At 66.7% G+C, this 18010-nt stretch carries 14 protein-coding genes and 3 pseudogenes; 9 read left to right on the top strand and 8 right to left on the bottom strand.

Annotated features, from left to right (window positions below):
* Window positions 1–101: 101 nt before the first annotated feature.
* The 3 genes and pseudogenes from POR01S_RS24310 to pdxR all read right to left on the bottom strand — a co-directional run.
* A pseudogene (locus POR01S_RS24310) lies at window positions 102–698 on the bottom strand (methyl-accepting chemotaxis protein); the annotation flags it as partial.
* Between the two features lie 261 nt (window positions 699–959).
* Window positions 960–1733, bottom strand: a pseudogene (locus POR01S_RS24305) (CHASE3 domain-containing protein); the annotation flags it as partial.
* 349 nt (window positions 1734–2082) lie between these two features.
* A complete protein-coding gene (gene pdxR, locus POR01S_RS11770) occupies window positions 2083–3483 on the bottom strand; it encodes a MocR-like pyridoxine biosynthesis transcription factor PdxR (RefSeq protein WP_042135984.1) in 1401 nt (466 codons plus the stop codon).
* An 86-nt stretch (window positions 3484–3569) separates the two neighbouring features.
* Between pdxR and POR01S_RS11765 the strand changes: the two genes are divergently transcribed.
* The 7 genes from POR01S_RS11765 (at window position 3570) to POR01S_RS23115 (ending at window position 10142) form a co-directional block, all read left to right on the top strand.
* Complete coding sequence (locus POR01S_RS11765; RefSeq protein ID WP_042135982.1) at window positions 3570–4019, top strand: GNAT family N-acetyltransferase; 450 nt, start codon at window positions 3570–3572, stop codon at window positions 4017–4019.
* Window positions 4016–4654: an FMN-dependent NADH-azoreductase gene (locus tag POR01S_RS11760; protein ID WP_042135979.1), complete on the top strand. Its 639-nt coding sequence runs from the start codon at window positions 4016–4018 to the stop codon at window positions 4652–4654. The genes POR01S_RS11765 and POR01S_RS11760 overlap by 4 nt, the downstream gene beginning before the upstream one ends.
* Window positions 4655–4657: 3 nt before the next feature.
* A complete protein-coding gene (locus POR01S_RS11755; protein ID WP_042135977.1) occupies window positions 4658–5089 on the top strand; it encodes a carboxymuconolactone decarboxylase family protein in 432 nt (143 codons plus the stop codon).
* 486 nt (window positions 5090–5575) lie between these two features.
* On the top strand, window positions 5576–7273 hold the full coding sequence (gene aspT / locus POR01S_RS11750; protein WP_042135975.1) for an aspartate-alanine antiporter: 1698 nt from the start codon (window positions 5576–5578) through the stop codon (window positions 7271–7273).
* A 16-nt stretch (window positions 7274–7289) separates the two neighbouring features.
* Complete coding sequence (locus POR01S_RS11745) at window positions 7290–8909, top strand: bifunctional aspartate transaminase/aspartate 4-decarboxylase (RefSeq protein ID WP_042135973.1); 1620 nt, start codon at window positions 7290–7292, stop codon at window positions 8907–8909.
* Between the two features lie 78 nt (window positions 8910–8987).
* The gene (locus POR01S_RS11740) at window positions 8988–9344 is read left to right on the top strand and encodes a YajD family HNH nuclease (protein WP_007159345.1); all 357 of its coding nucleotides are present in this window, start codon (window positions 8988–8990) and stop codon (window positions 9342–9344) included.
* A gap of 96 nt (window positions 9345–9440) precedes the next feature.
* A complete protein-coding gene (locus POR01S_RS23115) occupies window positions 9441–10142 on the top strand; it encodes an ATP-dependent Clp protease proteolytic subunit (RefSeq protein WP_052382657.1) in 702 nt (233 codons plus the stop codon).
* Window positions 10143–10168: 26 nt separating this feature from the next.
* Here POR01S_RS23115 and POR01S_RS11730 read toward each other — a convergent pair whose 3' ends face one another.
* Window positions 10169–11101, bottom strand: a complete 933-nt coding sequence (locus POR01S_RS11730; RefSeq protein WP_042135971.1) for a LysR family transcriptional regulator — start codon at window positions 11099–11101, stop codon at window positions 10169–10171.
* Between the two features lie 117 nt (window positions 11102–11218).
* Here POR01S_RS11730 and POR01S_RS11725 point away from each other — a divergent pair, with 117 nt between their 5' ends.
* Complete coding sequence (locus POR01S_RS11725) at window positions 11219–11479, top strand: DUF2798 domain-containing protein (RefSeq protein WP_042135969.1); 261 nt, start codon at window positions 11219–11221, stop codon at window positions 11477–11479.
* A gap of 27 nt (window positions 11480–11506) precedes the next feature.
* Here POR01S_RS11725 and POR01S_RS11720 read toward each other — a convergent pair whose 3' ends face one another.
* Complete coding sequence (locus POR01S_RS11720) at window positions 11507–12130, bottom strand: DUF998 domain-containing protein (RefSeq protein ID WP_156045020.1); 624 nt, start codon at window positions 12128–12130, stop codon at window positions 11507–11509.
* Window positions 12131–12279: 149 nt separating this feature from the next.
* On the opposite strand from POR01S_RS11720, the gene POR01S_RS11715 reads away from it, so the two are divergent.
* The gene (locus tag POR01S_RS11715) at window positions 12280–13149 is read left to right on the top strand and encodes a LysR substrate-binding domain-containing protein (protein WP_042135967.1); all 870 of its coding nucleotides are present in this window, start codon (window positions 12280–12282) and stop codon (window positions 13147–13149) included.
* A 659-nt stretch (window positions 13150–13808) separates the two neighbouring features.
* Here POR01S_RS11715 and POR01S_RS24300 read toward each other — a convergent pair.
* The 3 genes and pseudogenes from POR01S_RS24300 to POR01S_RS11705 form a co-directional block, all read right to left on the bottom strand.
* Complete coding sequence (locus POR01S_RS24300) at window positions 13809–14513, bottom strand: methyl-accepting chemotaxis protein (RefSeq protein ID WP_426945175.1); 705 nt, start codon at window positions 14511–14513, stop codon at window positions 13809–13811.
* A gap of 201 nt (window positions 14514–14714) precedes the next feature.
* Window positions 14715–15641 (bottom strand): annotated as a pseudogene (locus POR01S_RS24295) (methyl-accepting chemotaxis protein); the annotation flags it as partial.
* Window positions 15642–16263: 622 nt separating this feature from the next.
* Complete coding sequence (locus POR01S_RS11705) at window positions 16264–17910, bottom strand: acetolactate synthase large subunit (RefSeq protein WP_027597019.1); 1647 nt, start codon at window positions 17908–17910, stop codon at window positions 16264–16266.
* Window positions 17911–18010 lie beyond the last annotated feature (100 nt).

Below are 18010 nucleotides of genomic sequence, written 5' to 3'. Positions count from 1 at the left end.
TTTGTGACCGTTGCGCTAAGAGAATGTTGCGAGGTGTTTCGGCGAGGTGATCCCGGCCAGGTACCGGGATCGATGGAAATGCAGTGCGGGGAGGCCTGGCGCTAGCAGCGGAACTGCCCGATCTGGCGATTCAGGTCGTTGGCCAGGGCGTCGAGGGACACTGCGGTCTGCACCGTCTCGCCGATGGCTTCGCTGTTCTGCTGGGCCATCTGCGCCAGGCGCTCCACGGTACGGGCGACGTCGTGGCTGGCGGCGGTCTGCTCGCGCAGTGCCAGGGAGATCTGGTTGACCACCCGCACCACCTTGTCCGAAGAGGTGTTGATACTGACCACCGCCTCACCCGCCTGGTTGGCCAGGTCGACCCCACCGTTGACCTGGCGCACGCCCACTTCCATGTCGCTCATGGCGGCCTGGGTCGCCGCCTGGATCTTCTCGATCATGGCGGCGATCTCCTGGGTGGAATTGGTGGTGCGTTGCGCCAGCTGGCGCACCTCGTCGGCTACCACGGCGAAGCCGCGTCCCTGTTCGCCGGCCCGCGCCGCCTCGATGGCGGCATTCAACGCCAGCAGGTTGGTCTGGTCGGCGATGCCCTTGATCACGCTGACGATGGAGGAGACCCGCTCGGAATGCTCGCCCAGTTCGCCGATGCGGGCGGCCGAGGACTGCACCGTGCCGGCGATGGATCTCATGCTGTCCACCGAGGCTTGGATGGTCTGGCCACCGTCCTGGGCCAGTCGGCCCGACTGGCTGGAGAGGTCGTGGGCTTCCCCGGCGTTGTCGGAAACGTGGTTGATGCTCACGGTCAGCTCTTCCACGGTAGCCGCCATGCTGGAGGCGGCGCTGGACTGTTCCTGGGCAGCGGCGGACAGCTGCTGGGAATTGGCCGAGATGCTGTGGGAGGCGGCCACCAACTGGTCGGTGCCCTGCTTGATCCCCTGGATCATGCCGCGCAGCTTGTCCTGCATCTGGCCGAAGGCGGTCAGCAGCTGGCCCAGTTCGTCGCGTCCGCCAGTGGGAATCGGCGAATCCAGCTGGCCGGCGGCGATGGTGCGGGCGATGGCGACGGTCTGGTTGAGCCGCCCGACGATGGTACGGGTCAGCGACCAGGCGATGCCCAGCGCCAGCAGGGCGGCGAGGATGCCACCACTGATGAGGATCGCCATGGCCTGCTGCTTGGCGTCGGCCATCGACTGGGTCCGGCCGTCCAGCAAGGCGTTCTCACGGGTTTTGATCTGCGCCAGCAACTCGCGCATGCCATCCATCCTGCCCTTGTCCTGGGCGGTGGCGATGCGGGCGGTCAGGGCATCCAGCGGCTGGGTACCGGCATTGACCTGCCGGCGCAACGCCAGGATCTGCTGGACGGACTCGCTATTCCACTGCTGCTTGGCCTGGCCCAGCTGGGCCAGATCGGCCTGCTGGGCGGGGTTGTCGCGGGTGAGCTGAGTCAGCTCCTGCAACTGCTCGGCGAAGCGCTGCTCGCCCCTGTTCAGGGGTTCGAGAAACTCTTCCTTGCCGGTCAGGGCGAAACCGCGCATGCCGGTTTCCATGTTGACCAGCGCCAGCAGGGCCGCGTCCGAATCCTGCAGGACATGGTAGGAATGAATGTTCTGCTGAACCGCCAGATTGACCTGGTTGAAGCCCTGCCGGGCCGCCAGGATCAGCGCCAGGATGATGACCAGAATGGCACCGAAGCCGAGTCTGAGTTTGTTCGCGATGGTCAGCTGTTGCAGCATGGGAAGGCCTCACGCGCCAGGTTGTCGACTCACGCCCAGAGGGCAACGTTTTGGGAGTACAGCGAACGAGCGGAGGGAAACGCGACTGATCCGTGTCTTGCGTGGACGGCAGGGAAGCGTGGCTCCTGGTAGTGCAGGTATCGCGGGTGACTCCGCTCGCGCCGCTACTTGCGGAGTGGGTGCCGAAAAAGGCTTTGTTTCCAATCAAGAGTGGCAGGCTAGAGCCTCCGAGCCTGGTCTTTGAGCGGTCGCACCTGAAAAAGTTTTATGTGACGCAATAAACATTTTTGCGCTTCGGGGCAGCCCCTGATGACGGGACGGGCGAAGGGCCGAGACGAACAGCGAGCGGTCAGGGCGCCAGCTGAGCCAGCCGCCGGGCCAGGGCGACGGCTTCCGCCGCGCTGACGACATTGGTGAAGCCCAGCAGCAGGCCCTGGGCACTGGGCGTCTCCAGATACCAGCGAGACAGGGCCTGGACCGCCAGGCCGTCGGCCTGGGCGGCCTCCGCCCAGCGGCGATCGTCGCCCTGGGTTAGGCGTGCCAGCAGGTGCAGGCCGCCGGCCTGCAGGTCGATCCGCATCGCGTCGCCCAGCGCGCTCGTCAGCGCCTCGGCCAGCCACAGGCGGCGCTGTCGGTAGAGGGTGCGCATGCGATTGAGATGGCGGGCGAAATGCCCTTCTTCGAGAAAGCTCGCCACCGTGCCCTGCAGCAGCAGGGGCGCGTGGTTGTGCAAGCGGTCGGCGCTGCGACCGAAGGCGGCGACCTGGGCGGGCGGCACCACGAGGTAGGCGAGGCGCAGGCCGGGAAACAGCACCTTGCTGAAGGTACCGGTGTAGAGCACCCGTCCTCCGTCATCCAGACTCTTGAGCGCGGGCAGCGGCTTGCCCTGATAGCGGTATTCGCTGTCGTAGTCGTCCTCGATGATCCAGGCGTTCTGCCGCCCCGCCCAGTCCAGCAGTGCCAGCCGCCGGGGCAGGGCGAGAGACACGCCCAGCGGGCTCTGGTGACTGGGGGTGACCAGGGCGCAACGGGCGGTCGGCGCCCGGTCGAGGCCGGCGGCGACATCCAGTCCCGCCGCGTCCACCGGAACCGGCACCAGTTCCACGCCGGCGTCCTGCAATGCCCGGCGGGCGATGAAATAGCCGGGCTCCTCTAACCAGCAGGCAGCACCCGGCGCCAGCAGCGTCTGCACGATCAGATCCAGGCAGGCGCGATAGCCCGCGCAGACGAACACCTGCTCCGGACGACAGGCGATCCCGCGGGACAGGCCGAGGTAGGTGGCGAGGGCGGCGCGCAAGCCGGCGTGACCCCGGGCATCGGGATAGACCAGACCCTCCAGTCCCTGGCTGCGCAGTTGCCGCGCGGCCAGGCGCGTCCAGAGCTTGCGCGGGAAGGCGTCCAGCGCCGGCAGACCCAGCTGCAGCGGCAACGGCGCGCCGCCGGCATGGGTTGCCGAGGCCGTCGGCGAGGAGGGTACGGCCGCTGGTGGAGCGGTCGGGCGACTCCACTGCGGCGAGACGATGGTCCCGGCCGGACCGCGCGGCAGTAGAAAGCCTTCGGCGATCAGCTGCTGGTAGGCCATTTCCACCGTGCCCCGGGCCACGTTCAACTCCGCCGCCAGGGCGCGCACCGCCGGGACCCGGTCACCGGGCCGCAGCTGGCCCTCGTCCAGCGCCTGGCGAAAGCGCTGGTAGAGCTGGCGATAGAGCGGCAGGGCAAGGCGGCTGTCGAGGGCGCCGTTCAGGGTCATGGCCTGGTCGTTTGTAGCTTTCTTGGCTCTATAGCCTAGGCCATTGGCGGCCTAGAGTGGCGGCATCTTTCCTGGAGACCCTCACCATGGCCCTGACCTTCCAGCCACTGCCGCCCGATCATCCCCTGTGCCAGGCCAGTCTGCCGCTGATGCAGGTTCTGCGCCCCCATCTCGCCGACGCCGAGCGCTACCAGGCGCAACTTCAGCGCCAGGCGGCCCAGGGTTATCGGCTGCTGGCCGCCCTGGCGGAGGGCGAGGTGGTCGGCCTGGCCGGTTACCGCGAGCTGGAAAATCTGCTCTACGGTCGTTTCCTCTATGTGGACGATCTGGTGGTGGCGCCGGCTCGCCAGCGCGATGGCCTGGGGGCCCGCCTGCTGGCAGCGGTCCGTAGCGAGGCCCTGGAGCGCGGCTGCTCCCATCTGATCCTGGATACCGGGCTGCATATGCCCCTGGCCCAACGCTTCTATTTCCGTCAGGGCCTGCTCGCCCGTGGCCTGCATTTCGCCGAGCGTCTGAGCGGAGAGGTGCCGGCATGAAGACCGTCCTCTACCTCAACGCCAGCCCGCGCCCGGCCGCCTCCCAAGGACATCGGCTGGCCGGCGAACTCCTGGCTGCCCTGCGCCAGGGCTATCCCCGCCTGCAGGTACTGGAGCGGGATCTGGCTACCGCGCCGCTGCCACCGCTGAGCGCCGACTATGCCGAGGCCCTGACCCGGCGAACGCCACCGGAGGCGCCGGTATTCGCCCTGTCCGAAACCCTCATCGGCGAGCTGGAGGCCAGTGACCTGCTGCTGATCAATACGCCGTTGCACAACTTCACCCTGCCGGCGGCGCTCAAGCTGTGGCTGGACTTCGTACTGCGCATCGGCCGCACCTTCGAGTCCACCGCCGAGGGCAAGCGCGGCCTGCTGGCCGACCGGCCGGTCTATCTGCTGGTCAGTTCGGGCGGTCATCACCGCGGGCCACGCGCACGGCAGCCGGATTTCCTGACCTCCTACGTGCGCCATGCCCTGGGCACGCTCGGGCTGTTCGACCTGCACTTCAGCTATCTGGAGGGCCTGGTCGGCGACCCGGCTGAGGTGGCCGACACCCTGGCGAGCGCCCGTGAACAACTCTCGCGCGAGGTGCCCTTCCGCCATCTCGCCCACCCTGTGACCACGACCCTGGAGTAAGCCATGAGCCAACTACGACTGCCGTTTTCCACCCTCTCGCCCGCCGCCTATCAAGGGCTGATCGCCACGGGCCAGGCCCTGGCGCAGAGCGCCCTCGGCCTGGAACTGGTGGAGCTGATCTACCTGCGCATCTCCCAGATCAACGGCTGCGCCTTCTGCCTGGGCAAGCACGCCGAAACCCTGCGCGAGCAGGGCGTCAGCCAGGCCAAGCTGGATCGCCTGGCCGGCTGGCGCATCAGCGAGCTGTTCGATGCCCGCGAGCGCGCCGCCCTGGAGTGGGCCGAGACCCTGACCGCCGTCGCCGAGAAGGGCGCGCCCGATGCGGCCTACGAACCGCTCAAGGCGCAGTTCAGCGACGCGGAAATCGCCGACCTGACCTTTGCCGTGGCGCTGATGAACGCCTTCAACCGGCTCGCGGTGGGCATGAAGCTCTAGCCGGTGACGCGGCCAAGGGCAGCGGCCGAGGGCGAGGGCGAAAGGATCAGCTGAAACCCGGACCAACCGCGCCGAAGTACCCGATGAGTGGCGGGCACAGGTGCCAGGTGAGTTCCATCCGGAGAACGCCAGGCGCTGGCGCGCTCGACCTTCCTGCCAGGCCAGTGTCGGCGGGCTGCCGGTGGCCTGCCGAGCCCCGCCATGGGGAGCGGATTTCACGCCCGCGAAGTCTGTCTTCGCGGCGCCGATTCGCGGTGGCTGCGCTTTTGACAGCTCTAGAATGCTGTGCTTAGGTTCTTTGGGTCCCGCAGACATAGGTCTTCATATGACAAGACTATAGTCAGCGGGGCGCCCTCGCTGTCAGGAGTTTCCTGCAGGGCAAGGTGGCGTAGCAGGTGGAGCCGTGGCTCGCCGGGCCGTTCGAAGGCCAGCCCGGCCCCCCTTCACTTCGTTCCGCTCTCGAATCCCTGGTCGAAGGCGGCTCCCATGGAATACCTGCGGCAGATCTTGAATCAGGCACCGGAACTGGCCCTGTTCCTGTCCCTGGCCATCGGTTACTGGGTCGGCAGCATCCAGTTCGGCAAGTTCCAGCTGGGTGGGGTCGCCGGCTCGCTGCTGGTGGCGGTGGTCATCAGCCAGATCGGCATCAGCATCGACAACGGCATCAAGTCGGTGCTCTTCGCGCTGTTCATCTACGCCGTAGGCTTCGAGAGCGGACCGCAGTTCTTTCGCTCCCTGGGTCGGCAATCGTTGCGCGAGATCGTCCTGGCCGTGGTGATGGCGCTCAGCGGCCTGCTGACCGTCATCGCCTGCGCCCGCCTGTTCGGCCTCGACAAGGGCATCGCCGCGGGGATCGCCGCCGGCTCCATGACCCAGTCCGCCATCATCGGCACCGCCAGCGCCGCCATCGCCAAGCTCGACTTGCCGCTGGAGCAGATCCAGGCACTGCAGGGCAACGTCGCCGTGGGCTATGCGGTGACCTACATCTTCGGCTCCTTTGGCGCCATCATCCTCTGCGTCAATGTGCTGCCCTGGTTCATGCGGCGCAGCATCCGCGACGATGCGACCCAGGCCGAGGCCGAGTTGCTGGCCGGGGCCAAGGTCTATGGCCCGGGGGAATTGCCCGCCATCCCGCCGCTGGTGGGACGGCTCTATCGCATCGACCAGGCAGCCGGCCAGACCGTGGCACAACTGGAGGTCAGCGACCAGGGCGATCCCCAGGCGGCCCTCACCATCGAGCGCATCAAGCGCGGCGGCGCCCTGGTCGGGGTGACCCCGACGACGGTGCTGGAAGCCGGCGACGTGGTACTGGTGGTGGGGCGGCGCGCCGGGGTGGTGGCCATCGCCGGGCGCCTGGGCGCCGAGTTGCAGTCCTCGCCCGACATGGACGTGGTGGTGGTGCAGCGCGACGTCAGCCTCGACAACCCGACCTTCGTCGGTCGCCGCGTGGCCGAGATCCGCCAGGCCGCCAGCCAGGCCCTGCGCCACGGCGTCTACGTGGTTGGCGTGAAACGCGCCGGGCGGCCCCTGGCGCTGGAGCCCGATACCGTCATCGAGGCAGGCGACCTGGTCACCCTCTATGGCACCCCGGACGACATCCAGAGAGTCGCCCAGCAGGTCGGCTCCATCATCGTCCCCAGCGACAAGACCGACTTCGTCTTCCATGGCTTCGGTCTGGCCGTCGGGCTGCTCATCGGCCTGGTCGTGATCCGCCTGGGCGCCATCCCCCTGACCCTGGGCAGCGGCGGCGGGGCGCTGATCGCCGGCCTGGTCTTTGGCTGGTATCGCAGTCGCCACCTGACCCGCGGCAACCTGCCGTTGCCGGCCTCGACCCTGTTGCGCGACCTTGGCCTGGCCGGCTTCGTGGCGGTGGTGGGGCTGCAGTCCGGACGCCAGGCGGTGGAGACCATCGCCACCCAGGGCCTCTCCATCTTCCTCATCGGGGTGGTGGTCTGCGTGGTGCCCATCGTCATCACCATCCTGGTCGGTCGCTATGTGCTGCGCTACCGCAACCTGGCGCTGTTCGCCGGGGCCGTAGCCGGAGCGCGCAGTGCCAACCCCGCCTTCGGCGAGGTGCTGGACAAGGCCGGCAACTCGATCCCCACGGTGCCCTTCGCGGTCACCTACGCCCTGGCCAACGTGTTTCTCACCCTGCTCGGGCCACTGGTCGTGGCCTTCGCCTAACCGAAGGAAACAAGTCATGAGCGAAGTTCAAGACGATTACGCCCAGTACGCCAAACTGAGTCCGTTCGAACTCAAGGACGAACTGATCAAGCTCGCCTCGGGCAGCGAGAACCGCCTGATGCTCAACGCCGGTCGCGGCAATCCCAACTTCCTGGCCACCCTGCCGCGGCGGGCCTTCTTTCGCCTCGGCCTGTTCGCCACCAGCGAGGCGGAACTGTCCTATTCCTACATGCCTCACGGGGTCGGCGGCCTGCCGCAGATCGATGGCATCGAGGCGCGCTTCGAGCGCTATACCGCCGAACACCGCGACCAGCCCGGCGTGCTGTTCCTGGCCAAGAGCCTGAGCTATGTGCGCGACCAGCTGGGCCTGTCGGCCTCGGCCTTTCTCCACGAGATGGTGGAGGGCATCCTCGGCGCCAACTATCCGGTGCCGCCGCGCATGCTCAAGATCTCCGAGCAGGTGGTCAGCCACTACATCGTCAAGGAGATGATCGGCGGCTACATGCCCGCCGGCTCGGTCGATCTCTTCGCCGTGGAGGGCGGCACGGCCGCCATGACCTACATCTTCCATTCGCTGCAGCAGAACGGCCTGGTCAAGCGGGGCGACAAGGTGGCCATCGGCATGCCGGCCTTCACCCCCTACATCGAGATCCCGGAGCTGGAAGAATTCGGGCTGGAGCAGGTGCACATCCACGCCGATCCCCAGGCGAACTGGCAGTATCCGGACAGCGAGCTCGACAAGCTGCGCGATCCGACGATCAAGATCTTCTTCTGCATCAACCCCAGCAATCCGGCCTCGGTGAAGATGGATGACCGCAGCCTGGCCACCGTCGCCCGCCTCGTCGCCGAGGCGCGTCCAGACCTCTTCATCCTCACCGACGATGTCTACGGCACCTTCGCCGACGACTTCCGTTCGCTGTTCGCCACCTGCCCGCGCAACACCCTGCTGGTGTATTCCTTCTCCAAGTACTTCGGTGCCACCGGCTGGCGTCTGGGGGTGATAGGCGCGCACAAGGACAGCATCTTCGACCAGGCCCTGGCCGAACTGCCCGAGGCGACCAAGGCCTCCCTGGATCGCCGCTACGGCAGCCTGCTGCCGGACGTGCGCGGCCTCAAATTCCTCGATCGGCTCGTCGCCGACAGCCGCACCGTGGCGCTCAACCACACGGCCGGGCTCTCCACGCCGCAGCAGGTGCAGATGGTGCTGTTCGCGCTGTTCGCCCTGATGGACGAAAGCGACGGCTACAAGACCGAGCTGAAAAAGCTGGTGCGGCGCCGCGAAGCCGCCCTCTATCGCGAACTGGGCGTCGCCCCGGAGAACGATCCCAACGCCGTCGACTATTACACCCTGCTGGATCTGGAAGACCTGGCGCGCAAGCTCCATGGCGACGCCTTCGCCACCTGGGTGAAAGCCAAATTCAGCAGTGGCGACCTGCTGTTCCGCATCGCCAGGGAGACCGGCATCGTGCTCCTGCCCGGCAAGGGCTTCGGCACCCAGCAACCGGCTGCCCGGGTGTCCCTCGCCAACCTCAACGAATACGAGTACGCCAACATCGGCCGCTCGTTGCGGGCCATGGCGGAGCAGTATTTCGCCGAATTCGAGGGGGAGGAGGGAGGCGCCCAGCCGAAGCCCTGAGTGGACTCGTGCCTGATCACCCGCGGGGCCAGGCGCGGGCTATACTGAGCCTCCCGACACGACCCCTCAGGACGCAGCATGGCCACCGATACCTCGAAGCTGGATCGAATCCTCGCCGAGACCCAGCGCGAGCGCGAACGCGGCTACCGCGACAAGGCGCTGAAGATGTATCCCCACGTCTGCGGTCGCTGTGCCCGCGAATTCTCCGGCAAGCGCCTGAGCGAGCTGACCGTGCACCACCGTGACCACAACCACGACAACAATCCCCAGGATGGCTCCAACTGGGAATTGCTGTGCCTGTACTGCCACGACAACGAGCACAGTCGCTACACCGATCAGCAGTACTTCAGCGACAGCTCCCTGAGCTCGCCCAAGGTGGCCCAGGCCACCCACAATCCCTTCGCCGGACTGGCCGGGCTGCTGAAAAAGGACTGAGGCCAGCGCGAACCTGCGCACCCCGATGGGTTAAGCCGACCTTAAGCCGCGCTATCTACCTTTTCAGGCCTGATGCCGAGAAGGGAGCGAGCAGGGATGAGACGTTCGACGCGTGCGCCACGGCTGTCCAGGGTCGTCCTGGCGCTGCTGGTCGCGAGCTGGCTGACGGAGGCTGCGGCCGACATGACCGTCATCCGCGGGGAGGGCGGTGCGGCCACTGCCGACACCGCCTCGGTGTACTTCAACAGCGGCATCAGCGATCGAGCGGTCAGCTCCCTGCTGGCCGCCCTCAGCGACATCGCTTTCAAATACCCCGCCGTCAAGAACGTCAATCTCTATCTCAACAGCCATGGTGGCGACCTGGAGGCGGGCTATGTGGCCTACGAATTCATCCGTCACTATCCGCTGCATCTAAACACCATCAATGCCGCCGCGACGGACTCTTCCGCCACGCTGATCTACTGCGCGACCGAGGATCGCTATGCCGCGCCGTTGTCCACCTTTCTCCTGCATCCGGCCGCGACGTCCATCGCCGTGAATGGGTACATGAAGCCTGACCAGGCCAAGCAGGCGTTCGAAGATGTCGAGCGTGAGAACCTCAAATTCCGCGAGATCTACAAGGGCTGCCTCAAGCTGGCCCCGGAGGAGCTCACCACCCTGCTGTCCTCCGAGAGCAACAGACGGCGCCTGGGCTACGATGCCGCCAAGGACATCGGCCTGATCAACCGAACCCCTGAGCAGTTGCCACGCGGCCTGGACCGGGCTACCTACTTCGTCACCGACGGCGGGGGGCACTGACCGCAGCGCTGCCGACGCAGGCCTGTTCAGTGAGCGGGCACCGTCCCGTCGCGGGTCTGCAATGCCTCTTCGAGAAAGTCGATGAAGGCGCGCACCTTGCCGGTCAGCGCCGAACGTTCGGCGACGCAGGCATAGATATCCATGGCTTCCGACTGGGCCGACGTGGCGCCCTGGCTAGCCGCGCCGAACAGCGGTACCAGCTGCCCGCGCTCGATCAGCGGCAGGGCGACGAAGTCCGCCAGGCGCGCGATGCCGCCGCCGTTCACCGCGATCTGCGCCAGCATGTCGATGTCGTCGCAGACGAAACCGGGACGCGTGGCTGCCTCGAAGACCTTGCCTTCGCGTTCGAATCGCCAGGGTAGATAGCGCCCATCGGTGCGATAGCGAAACAGCAGGCAGGCGTGCTGCTGCAGGTCTTCCGGAGTGCGCGGTGTGCCCGCGTGTGCCAGATAGGCGGGCGCCGCGCAGAACAGAAAGGCCCGGGACGTGATGCGTCGGGCGACCAGGCTGTCGCTGAGCTGCGCCTTGATCCTCAGGCTGACGTCTATCTGTTCCAGGCGATGATCCAGGCGCCGGTCGGAGCCGATCAGTTCGATGTCGATGCCCGGATAGCGGCGCTTGAACGCCGGCAGCAGCGGCGCCAGCAGATGCCGGCCGAAGGCGGCGGTGGTCGCCACTCGCAGCGCTCCCTGGGGTTCGCTGGCCAGGGTCGCCGACTGGGCGGCACTCTCGACCTCCTGCGGGATATGTCGGACCTGGTCGAAATAGCGGGCCCCGCTTTCCGTCATGGCCAGGCGGCGCGTGGTCCGCGACAGCAGGCGCACACCCAGATGCGCCTCCAGCCGGGCCAGGCTCTGGCTTACCGCGGCCGCACTCAGGCCCAGGCCACGGGCAGCCCCGGCGATGCTGCCGGCTTCCACGACCTTGATGTAGGTACTGATCAAACCCAGGATGTCCACGAGATCCCTGTCGCTGTATTCGTTGATTTCTGTTGAAGGTGAACCAACGACGAGGCGGCTACCGGCCGGTTCCGCTGCTTGTTAGCTTGGCCTCGCCCATCCACCAGAGACTAGCCGATGAATTCCCAGACTCCAGCGCTTCCCGCCAGACGACGCCTGCCCAAGGGCGTGACGCCCTATGTGTTCGCCCTCTATATGTCGACCATCATGGCCTTGCTGATGTGCCTGGTGATCACCCTGGCCGAGTTCGGGTTCGATGCCCATTACTTCAGGAATGTGATGAACGCCTACCAGGTGGCGATGCCTGCGGCGTTCGTCTGCGTGCTGCTGGTCAGACCGCTGGTGGCGCGGCTGGTCGCCCTGACCGTACAGGCCTGAGGCGTCCGCCGTGCCGCTTGCCGCCGGTTACCCGCGTTCGTGCCGGGCCAGCCAGGCCAGGACCGCGAGCCAGCAGACGCCCGTGGCGTAGTTGAGGCGCTGGTAGAGGCCGAAGCCCTGGCCGTCGGTGACCGCTCCCGCCATCAGGGCCGCGGTGACCAGCGCCAGCGCGGTACAGAGGATCGACAAGCAGGCAAAGCCCGGCGAGGCCAGCAGGCGCCTGCCAAGCCAGCCCCAGAGTGCGCTGGCCAGGGTCAGCGACAGGAACATCACCAGGCCCGCCAGGTTGTGCAGCGTTTGCGAGCGCGAGGGCTGCACCGGGGCGCAGCCCTGATCGCAGGGAAAGACGCCGGTGGCGAAGCTCGCCAGGCCATGCAGCAGGATCAGGGCCGCACTCAGGCGGGCCAGGCGCGAACCGCGAAAGCGCCGGGCCAGGCCCAGGGCCACCAGCACGAAGAGCACGCCGAGCGGCAGGTTGTTGATCCAGGCGGAAAAGCCCTGGGTAGGCGCATCGATGGCGCCCAACCGACTCAGGGCGTGGTCGACATGGCTATAGCCGGGATAGGCCAGGGCGGTCAGTCCTACACCGATCGTCAGCCAGACAGGAATCACCAGACCCATGCCCAGCAGAACCCGGTCGACCCTGTTCAAGGTGGACGTCCTCGTCATCATGGCTCGCGCTTCCTTGGTCTTCAGGTCCGCTCATGCTAGGAGGCGCGGGCCGGCGAGCGTTACGGATTTTTTTGCAAGGCAGCTTGCCCAGGCGTCATCCTGTGCCGCCCCGCCAAGGATGACCGCCGATGACTAGACGCCTGCCCAGCACCACGGCGCTGGTGGCCCTGGAAGCGGCTGCCCGCCATCTCAGCTTTGCCAGGGCCGCGCAGGAGCTGGCGCTGAGTGAGGGCGCCATCAGTCGGCAGATCGCCAAGCTGGAGGTTGCGGTGGGTGTCCGGCTGTTCAATCGGATCGGCAATCGCGTCGAGCTCTCCGCCGCCGGTGCCGGCTATGCCGCCCATATACGCACGGCGCTCGCCGACATCGAGCGCCATACCCAGCAGCTGATCGCCCAGGCCCGCGGCGCCACGACGCTGGAGATCGGCGTCATCCCGACCCTGGCCGGTCGCTGGCTGATCCCCCTCCTGGCGCGTTTCCACGAGCGCCATCCGGAGATCCAGGTCAACCTGCGCGAGCGGACGCAGCCCTTCGCCCTGGAGGACAGCGGCCTGCATGCCGCGATCAACTACGAGCATCCGGCCTGGCAGAGCCTGAGGGTGCAACGGCTGTTCGAGGCGCAACTGGTCGCGGTCTGTCATCCGCGGCTGGCCGATCATCCGCCGGCCAGTCTGCCCTTGTTGCACAAGCGGGAGAGTCCGCACAGCTGGCGTCGTTATGCCGCGCTCACCGGACTGCCCTTGGGTGCCCAGGTGACCGGCCCTACCTATGATCGCTATTCGCTGCTGATCGAGGCCGCCAAGGCCGGTTTCGGCATGGCTCTGGTGCCCCAGCGCTACATCAAGGAAGACCTGGCCACCGGCCGCCTCCAGGCGCCCTGGCCAGTCATGCCCGAACTGCGCGAGCGCTATGTGCTGGTGACCCGTCCCGCGGAGGCCGTCGATCCGACGCTGGCGCTTTTCGAGCGGTGGTTGCTGGAAGAGGCCAGCCTGGAGTAGGGGAGTTGCTACCCGAGGGTGGATAAGGCTGCGCCGTTTTCCACCCTGCGCTGGGGCATAGCGGGTGCGCTCCCTCTCCCTGGGGGCGCGGTAAGGGATCTGCAGGCTGGTTTGCAGCGAAGCCGCTATCGCAGCGGGCTCTTTCGCGTGGAAAAGGCTGCGCCGTTTTCCACCCTACGTCGGGCCATATCGAGTACGCCCCCTCTCCCCATGGGAGAGGGGCGGGGTGAGGGACCTGCAGGCTGGTTTGCAGCGAAGCCGCTATCGCAGCGGGCTCTTTCGCGTGGAAAAGACTGCGCCGTTTTCCACCCTAACGCTGGGCCGCACCGGGTGCGCCTCCTCTCCTCATGGGAGAGGGTCGCGGTGAGGGATCTGCAGGTTGGTTTACAGCGAAGCCGCTATCGCAGCGGGTTCGTCCGCGTGGAAAAGGCTGCGCCGTTTTCCACCCTACGTCGGGCCATATCGGGTGCGCCTCCTCTCCCCATGGGAGAGGGGAGGGGTGAGCGATCTGCAGGTTGGTTTGCAGCGAAGCCGCTATCGCAGCGGGTTCGTCCGCGTGGAAAAGGCTACGCCGTTTTCCACCCTGCGCGGGCCACACCGGGTGCGCCCCCTCTCCCTGGGGGAGAGGGTCGGGGTGAGGGAAGCCCCCGGCGCCAGACCTACACCTTGAAGCGCGCCGTCATCTCCTGCAGGCGTACGCCGATGCGGGCCAGCTCCATGCTCGAGGACGCCGTCTCTTCGCTGGCGGCCGCGGTCTGGTCGGAGATGTCGCGGACGTTGGTGACATTGCGGCTGATCTCCTCGCCGGCCGAACTCTGCTGCTCGGCGGCGCAGGCGATCTGTTCGTTCATCGATTCGATGTCCTTGACCGACTGGGTGATGCGCTTGAGCATCTCGCCCGCCTCGCGCGACAGGCCGACGCTGCTGTCGGTCAGCTGCACGTTGTGGTCGAGCACCGTCGCCATGCGGTCGGTGCTCTGGTGCAGGCCGGTGATGAGCTGGGCGATCTCGTCCGTCGAGGAGCGGGTGCGCTGGGCCAGGCCGCGGACCTCGTCGGCGACCACGGCGAAGCCGCGGCCCGCCTCGCCGGCCCGAGCGGCTTCGATGGCGGCATTGAGCGCCAGCAGATTGGTCTGTTCGGAAACCGCCTTGATCACGTCGAGCACGCCGCCGATGCTGTCGGCATGGCCGCGCAGGGTGGCCATGGCGGCCTTTGTCGATTCCATTTCCCGGGCCAGCACCTCGATCTGGTCGACCGCCTTGCTCACCGACTGCTCCCCTTGCTGGGCCTGCCGACTCGCTTCCAGTGCGGACTTGGCGGCATTCCCGGCGTTGCGCGCCACCTCGTGGGTGGTGGCGGTCATTTCCTGCATGGCGGTGGCGATCTGGTCGGTCTCGACCTTTTGCGATTGCACGCCAGCACTGGTCTGCTCGGTGACCGCCGACAGCTGCTCGGCGGCACTGGCCACCTGAACCACCCCGTCGCGCACCTCGCCGATCAGGCGCCGCAGGTTGCCGGTCATGCCTTGCATGCTGGTCTGCAGGGCGCCCAGTTCATCCTTGCGCGTGACCTGCTGCTGATGGGTGAAGTCACCGTTGGCAACCTGCTTGGCCAGGGTCACGGTGTCCTGCAAGGGCTTGACGATGGAGCGGGTGATCAGCCAGGCACAGGTCAGGCCCAGGGCGATGGCGACGGCCAGCCAGATCAACAGCAGCTGACGGGCACCGGCCACGTCGGCCGCGCGGAATTCCTGCTGGATGGCGGTGAGCTTGTCGGCGATGCCGAGCAGGGTGGTGATGGTGGTGGTGATACCGCCCTGCGCCTGATCCACCTGCGCCTGCGCGGCCACCAGCTGGTCGAGACGCTGCCCGTAGGCGGTGATTTCACCGACCAGCTTTTGCACGGTCTCGGTCGGCAACGCCGTGGTGCCGAGCGCCTTGGCCTGGGTGAGGGTGGCATTGACGGAGGTGCGTGCCGTCTGCTCAGTGTCCTTCCCGGGTAAGCTGGCGTAGCCGCGGAAATCGACCCTCATCCGCTGTACACCGATGAACAGCGCCGCCAGCTGCTGGCGATCGGCCTGGCGGCCGGTCTCGCCATTCGCCTCTTCGGCCAGTGCCAGCAGCTGGGCATTGGCCGCCTCTGCCGCATTGCTGGCGATCTTGCGGATGGATTCCCGCTCGCGGGTGGCGGTGATCGTCTGGTTGTAGAAGTCGCGATAGCGTTTGAGCGCGGCCCCGGCCTCGTCGAGCAGGGCCTTGTTCGCCGGGGAGTTGAAGTGCGGGACGATGGCCTGCAACTGGCCTTCTGTCTTGTCCAGGGCGGCGAGCCACTTGGCCGCCTGGGCGTCATCGGCCCTGGTGAAATACACCAGTCGCTCGATGCGCATGTCGCGGGCCAGGGTGCTGTAGCCGGCGATATCGTTCATGCGCTCGCTGCGATCGCGCAGGGTATCGGTGGCCGACCAGCCGGTGTAGGCCACCAGCAGGATCATGCCGATGAGCAGGGCGAAGCCAAGGCCCAGCTTGGCCCTGACGCTTATATTGCTTAATGGATTCCAGCCAACTTGCTGCATGTGGACTACCTGGATAGCGGAGCGTTGGATGATGCGGGCCTGGGGGCCTCACGCCTCGTGCTTCGCGGTTACGGCGGCCTCTGTCGATTCGTCAGCCAGCCGGCAGGACCGGACGGCGCGAAGGGGGCGCTTGGCAGCTTGTGCGGGTAACCACGGATTGACCCCAAGGACTCTTTGCGGGTACCGAGCCATCTGCCGTCGGGTCCCGATCCGCGACCTCGGCGAGGGCAGGGCGCTCGTCAGGACGGCTCAAGGACGGCGAGAACTCATTCACCGCGGTGCTTAAGGGTTGCTTAATAGAACGCGAATCGCCGCGATATTCGAGTCCGGACGATAGGCTGTGTGATTACCCGGATAGTCGGCAGGGTCTTGTGTGGTCCCACATCGTATCTGTTTGTTTTTGCAGGCTTTTCCTGTCTATTAGTTTGACGATATGGCGCCAGCTTGGATGGCGGAGAGGACTGGCTGGCTGCTTCGGGCGCCATGAAAAACGCCCCGACCTGGAGGCCGGGGCGTCGTAGGGATCGCCGGGGCTAAGCGGTCAGACCGCCGCGCTGCGCTCCTTGATGTCCTGGTGCAGGATGCGGTCGTTCTCGGAGTAGTCCACCGGGCAGTCGATGACGTGGACGCCGGGGGTGTCCAGGCAGTGCTGCACCAGCGGCGCGAAGGCCGCCGCGCTTTCCACGCGATGGCCGTGGGCGCCGTAGCTTTCGGCGTAGCGGACGAAGTCCGGGTTGCCGTAGTCCAGGCCGAAGTCCTCGAAGCCCATCTGCGCCTGCTTCCAGCGGATCATGCCGTAGCCGTCGTCGCGCAGGATGATGACCACCAGGTTCATCTTCAGGCGCACCGCCGTTTCCAGCTCCTGGCTGTTCATCATGAAGCCGCCGTCACCGCACACCGCCACGATGGGGGTGTTGGGGTGCACCAGGCGCGCGGCCATGGCCGACGGCAGACCGGCGCCCATGGTGGCCAGGGCGTTGTCCAGCAGCACCGTGTTGGGCATGTAGGCCTTATAGTTGCGGGCGAACCAGATCTTGTAGATGCCGTTGTCCAGGGCGACGATGCCGTCGGACGGCAGCACGTGGCGCAGATCGGCCACCAGGCGCTGGGGATAGACTGGGAAGCGGTCGTCGGTGGCGCCTTCGGCGACGTGGGCCTCGTTGGCTTCGCGGATGGTCAGGAGGCGGTCGAAGTCCCAGGTGGGCTGGACCTCGATGCGCTCCTTGATCTCCCAGATGGCGTTGGCGATGTCGCCGACCACCTCGACCTGGGGGAAGTACACCGGATCGACTTCGGCGGAGCGGAAGTTGATGTGGATGACCTCGGTACCGCCGCGGGTCATGAAGAACGGCGGCTTCTCGATCACATCGTGGCCGATGTTGACGATGAGGTCGGCGGACTCCAGCGCACGGTGCACGAAGTCACCGGCGGAGAGGGCGGCGTTGCCCAGGAAGCGCGGATGGCGCTCGTCGACCACGCCCTTGCCGAGCTGGGTGGTGACGAAGGGGATGCCGGTCTTCTCGATCAGCTGGCGCAGGACGCGCGCGGTCATCTTGCGGTTGGTGCCGGCGCCCAGCACCAGCACCGGGCTGCGGGCGTTTTCCAGCTTGGAGACGGCGGCGGCGATGGCCTTGGCTTCGGCGACTGGACGACGGCTCAGGCTCGGCGGGACCGGCAGGCTCTCGGTGTGCTCGTCGGCGATGTCTTCCGGCAGTTCCAGGTGCACGGAGCCGGGCTTTTCTTCCTCGGCGAGGCGGAAGGCCTCGCGGATGCGCGACGGGATGTTGTCGGCGGAGGCGAACTGGTGGGTGTACTTGGTGAGCGGCGCCATCATGCGGCACACGTCGAGAATCTGGAAACGCCCCTGCTTGGATTTCTTGATCGGCTTCTGGCCGGTCAGCATCAGCATCGGCATGCCGCCCAGGTAGGCGTAGGCGCCGGCGGTGACCAGGTTGGTGGCACCTGGACCGAGGGTGGAAAGGCAGACACCGGTCTTGCCGGTGAAGCGGCCGTAGGTGGCGGCCATGAAGCCGGCGGACTGCTCGTGGCGAGTCAGGATCAGCTTGATCTGCGAGGAGCGACGCAGGGATTCCAGCAGGTCCAGGTTCTCTTCGCCGGGAATGCCGAAGATGTATTCCACACCCTCGTTCTCCAAGCAGCGAACGACCAGATCGGAGGCCTTCATCATGAGTGTTGTATTCCTTGTAGGGTGGATGGCGAGCGCCTGAGGCGCCTCCTCTATGAGGCGCGGCGATCACTGTACTCAGGAACGGCGAAACATTTCAAAA

The organism is Pseudomonas oryzihabitans NBRC 102199 (assembly GCF_000730625.1).
Classification (GTDB): domain Bacteria; phylum Pseudomonadota; class Gammaproteobacteria; order Pseudomonadales; family Pseudomonadaceae; genus Chryseomonas; species Chryseomonas oryzihabitans.
This window is presented reverse-complemented; position numbering and strand designations above follow the sequence as displayed.

What these genes read in the sequence shown, in the direction of transcription:
- pdxR (WP_042135984.1), bottom strand. Translation starts at nt 3,483, where the DNA reads ATGACCCTGAACGGCGCCCTCGACAGCCGCCTTGCCCTGCCGCTCTAT.
- POR01S_RS11765 (WP_042135982.1), top strand. Translation starts at nt 3,570, where the DNA reads ATGGCCCTGACCTTCCAGCCACTGCCGCCCGATCATCCCCTGTGCCAG.
- POR01S_RS11760 (WP_042135979.1), top strand. Translation starts at nt 4,016, where the DNA reads ATGAAGACCGTCCTCTACCTCAACGCCAGCCCGCGCCCGGCCGCCTCC.
- POR01S_RS11755 (WP_042135977.1), top strand. Translation starts at nt 4,658, where the DNA reads ATGAGCCAACTACGACTGCCGTTTTCCACCCTCTCGCCCGCCGCCTAT.
- aspT (WP_042135975.1), top strand. Translation starts at nt 5,576, where the DNA reads ATGGAATACCTGCGGCAGATCTTGAATCAGGCACCGGAACTGGCCCTG.
- POR01S_RS11745 (WP_042135973.1), top strand. Translation starts at nt 7,290, where the DNA reads ATGAGCGAAGTTCAAGACGATTACGCCCAGTACGCCAAACTGAGTCCG.
- POR01S_RS11740 (WP_007159345.1), top strand. Translation starts at nt 8,988, where the DNA reads ATGGCCACCGATACCTCGAAGCTGGATCGAATCCTCGCCGAGACCCAG.
- POR01S_RS23115 (WP_052382657.1), top strand. Translation starts at nt 9,441, where the DNA reads ATGAGACGTTCGACGCGTGCGCCACGGCTGTCCAGGGTCGTCCTGGCG.
- POR01S_RS11725 (WP_042135969.1), top strand. Translation starts at nt 11,219, where the DNA reads ATGAATTCCCAGACTCCAGCGCTTCCCGCCAGACGACGCCTGCCCAAG.
- POR01S_RS11715 (WP_042135967.1), top strand. Translation starts at nt 12,280, where the DNA reads ATGACTAGACGCCTGCCCAGCACCACGGCGCTGGTGGCCCTGGAAGCG.
- POR01S_RS24300 (WP_426945175.1), bottom strand. Translation starts at nt 14,513, where the DNA reads ATGACCGCCACCACCCACGAGGTGGCGCGCAACGCCGGGAATGCCGCC.
- POR01S_RS11705 (WP_027597019.1), bottom strand. Translation starts at nt 17,910, where the DNA reads ATGATGAAGGCCTCCGATCTGGTCGTTCGCTGCTTGGAGAACGAGGGT.